Source organism: uncultured Anaerococcus sp. (genome assembly GCF_963510915.1).
Classification (GTDB): Bacteria; Bacillota; Clostridia; order Tissierellales; family Peptoniphilaceae; genus Anaerococcus.
Map to the genome: position 1 here is coordinate 1 of NZ_CAUPHG010000130.1, position 3,605 is coordinate 3,605.

A 3,605-nucleotide genomic window follows, 5' to 3' on the forward strand; every position below is an offset into this window, starting at 1 on the left:
AACTTCCTCCCTCGTCATCCCAAAGGGATCTGGCGCTTTATTATTTTTACCTCATCTTTTTATTATATACTTTTTTGTGTACTATCCAAGATTTTTATCCGAGATAAATTATCCTTTCACTAGGTGAGTCTATTATTCCAGGATTAACATCTTTTTTCTTCAATCCGAGATTGAACTTATCTCTTATATTATTTCAGTCATTGACATAACTGCTTCGTTCAAAGGGGAGGCCCAAGGGACCTTCCGCAGGGTCCCTCACCCGCCTCCCCTTAAACCCCTCTCGGCTACACCCCCGAGCGGCTCCTAAAGCGGAGTGCGGGTAATGAAGCTTGCTTTTCGCAAGCTTTTTTTATTAGAGATAATATCCTTGTATTAGTATTTGTATATCCCCACTGATTTCTAATATTCAAGCCCCTAAAAACTGATAACTCGGCTCCGCCTCAAACAATCAGTTTTCTTAACGGGGCTTTCTATTAGAAATCTTTGCCCGGCAAAAGAGAGAATTGGTCTCGAATTTCCAGAATTCGCTAGGCTCGTTTGGCTTTGCCAAACATTGCTAAATTAGTGTTTATTTTCAAACGAAGAAGCAAAAAATCACAAGACCGTGTATTTTAAAATACCAAGCATCCGTCAAAAAAATTGCACTGACAGCAACTTACGAATAAAAGCATTATAAATACTGTGAACTAATTTATAAATAAAAGCACAAGTTAGACGAGATTGCAATTTTTAGGAGGCTTGGGATTTTAAAAAGTTATAGGATAGAACAAGTAAAACGAAGACGTAAACCCTACCAAAAAAAGATTTCCAAAGGAAATCTACTGTTCATGCTCCCCGCTATAGGGGCCGCCTGGGGGTGAAACAGAAAGGGGGCCTGGGGGAACCCGATGAGGGGGCATGCGGAAAGCCCCCTTGGGGTTCCCCCAGTTACGGAGTGGTCATGTAAATGACCTAGAACATTTATAAGATAAGTCCAATCTCGGATTGAAGACAAAAAGATAATTTATCTCGGATAAAAAACATTAAGTAGTTTTCTGGAATAAAAAAACCAGAATTTATAAAAATCCTGGTTTTCTAACTTACATAAAATATGCTATTAAGAATATTGGGGCGAGAAGAAGTAGGACGAAGGGCATGAAGACTCTCATGGCTGCTAGAAACATAGCAAGCCTATCGCCTTTTTCTAGGTTGTCCCTGTCTAGGAGATCTTCTTTTGATTCGATTTCCTCCCTGGTTTTTCCCTTAAACCTGTCTATTGGTCTTTTCATATAGCACTAATTTCTTCTAATTCTTCGTCTAATTTGGCTCTTTCTGCCAATATCTTAGCATGAGCCCTTTCTTTTTCTTCTTCAGAAACATCCATGAGGTGACAAGCTACAAAGTGGCCATCACCAACATCTTTAAGCTCTGGCTCAAAGTGGGCACAAATGTCCATGGCGTATTCACACCTAGTGTGGAACCTACATCCCTTTGGTGGCCTTACAGCTGATGGGATGTCGCCTTCGATTATAGCTAACTCCTGACCTTGGTCAACGTCAGTTCTTGGTATAGCTGATAAAAGGGCTTTTGTATATGGGTGGAGCGGATTTGCAAATATCTTTTCTGAATCAGCAAGCTCTACCATTACTCCTAAATACATTACGCCTATCCTGTCAGATATATATTTTACAACTGAAAGGTCGTGGGTTATGAATAAATAGGTTAGGTTGTTTTGTTCTTTTAGGTCTTGAAGGAGGTTGATGATTTGTGACTGAATAGATACGTCTAGAGCAGATACCGCCTCATCACAAACTATAAAGCTTGGCTTTAGGGCAAGGGCTCTTGCTATACCTATTCTTTGTCTTTGTCCACCTGAGAATTGGTGAGGATACCTGTGGAGGAAGTATGGGGCAAGTCCGCATTTTTCCATAGTTTCTTGGATATATTCGTTATAGCCTTTTTCATTTCTAGACTTAAATAAATCGTGGCCAAGAACTCCTTCACCGATGATGTTTCCTACTGTCATCTTGGTGTCTAGAGATCCGTAAGGGTCTTGGAAAATCATTTGTAAATCCTTACGTAGTTGTCTCATCTCTTCGTTATTTAATTCTGAAAGGTCGATACCTTGGTCAAGTTGAGATTCAAGCTCAGAAAACTTTTCCTTATCTCTAAGGGTATCTCTATAAGCTTCTATTTCTTTTCTTTTTTCTTCGACTCTCTTGGTTATGGCATCAGCCTTTTCTTTTAACCCCTTATATTTAGGATCTTCTTCTAATATCTTATAGTAATCATCCCAAGTTCTTACCATCATTTGAGTTTTTTGCTCAAATTCTTCTATATCCAAATATACCTTGGCTCTTTCCTTTAAGATTTGGTATTCACTGCTTAAAAGACTTGCTACCTTGCCTAAGTCATCTGAAGCAAGAAGTCCTCCAGCTATCCTAATCATATTTAGGTATTCTTCTTCGATTTCACGGCGTTTGAACATAGCTTTTTCATTGTTCATAGCCCTATCTTCATCAGTTTCAGACTTTTCTAAGTCTTCATAGATTTTATTTAATTCATCTAATTCCTTGTGATAGTTAGGAAATTTTGATGGGATTTTACTTATCATCTTGCCCATATATTCTGGCGCATATTCTTCTAGAGTTTTGCCGTAATATAAAGTTGTTCCCTCTGTTTGTTCATAAATCTGTAAAAGAGTTCTTCCGAAAGTAGACTTACCACATCCAGATTCTCCTACTAAACCAAGTGTTTCACCCTCATAGATGTCTATTGATATAGATTCATTGGCGTGGACATATTCGCCAGGACCTTTGTGAAAAAAGCCCTTTTTCTTGAGAGGGAAATATTTTTTAAGGTTTCTTATCTTAAATAAGACCTTTTTATCTTTATTTTCCATCTTCTCTTTCCTTTCTATTTGGGTAATGGCACCTAATTAATTGGTTGTCATTTACTGCCTTTAATTCTGGCATTTCCTTGATACATCTTTCTGTAGCAAATTTGCACCTATCCGCAAACTTACAACCTTCTGGTAGGTTGAGTGGGTGAGGTACGCTTCCTGGTATAATATCTAACCTCTCATTTCTATCTGAAGTAATAGATGGGATAGAATTAAGTAGGGCTACAGTGTATGGGTGGTTAAAGTCTGTTATATCACGTTTGAAGATGAATTCTACTGGTGATTGCTCAACAATTTGTCCACAGTACATTACAGCTACTTCATCAGCCATTTGATTAATAACACCAAGGTCATGGGTGATAAAGAGGATAGATGTTCCAGCCTTGTGTTTAAGGTCATTCATTAGCCTTAGAATTTGGGCTTGAATTGTAACGTCAAGGGCTGTGGTTGGCTCATCTGCTATAAGAAGCTTTGGCTCACAAGCAAGGGCCATGGCTATCATTACCCTTTGGTTCATACCACCAGATAATTCAAATGGATATTGCTTGGTAACTACATGTGGATTTGGTATTTTAACAGCTGCAAGGAGTTCTAGAACTCTTTCAGCCGCTTGCTTCTTATTCATATTCTTATGAAGCATAAGAACTTCAGAAAGTTGTTTTTCTACTGTAAATACAGGGTTTAGGGAGCTCATTGGCTCTTGGAAGATCATTGAAATCTTATT

General features: G+C 38.4%; 3 protein-coding genes. All 3 read right to left on the reverse strand.

Translation table 11 applies throughout. The features are described 5' to 3' along the window. Positions 1–1,079: 1,079 nt before the first annotated feature. Positions 1,080–1,268 (reverse strand): hypothetical protein, encoded by a 189-nt coding sequence (locus RQ893_RS08560; protein WP_311482598.1) that lies wholly within the window; start codon positions 1,266–1,268, stop codon positions 1,080–1,082. After that, the gene (locus RQ893_RS08565) at positions 1,265–2,881 is read right to left on the reverse strand and encodes an oligopeptide/dipeptide ABC transporter ATP-binding protein (protein WP_311482599.1); all 1,617 of its coding nucleotides are present in this window, start codon (positions 2,879–2,881) and stop codon (positions 1,265–1,267) included. Before RQ893_RS08565 ends, RQ893_RS08560 begins: the two co-directional genes overlap by 4 nt. Continuing rightward, positions 2,871–3,605 (reverse strand): ABC transporter ATP-binding protein (locus RQ893_RS08570; protein ID WP_311482600.1); only part of this gene is annotated, 735 nt, incomplete at its 5' end. The genes RQ893_RS08565 and RQ893_RS08570, both read right to left, overlap by 11 nt.

Excerpts from the sequence above, each read along its gene's own strand:
- RQ893_RS08565 (WP_311482599.1), bottom strand. The coding sequence starts at position 2,881 with ATGGAAAATAAAGATAAAAAGGTCTTATTTAAGATAAGAAACCTTAAA.
- RQ893_RS08560 (WP_311482598.1), bottom strand. The coding sequence starts at position 1,268 with ATGAAAAGACCAATAGACAGGTTTAAGGGAAAAACCAGGGAGGAAATC.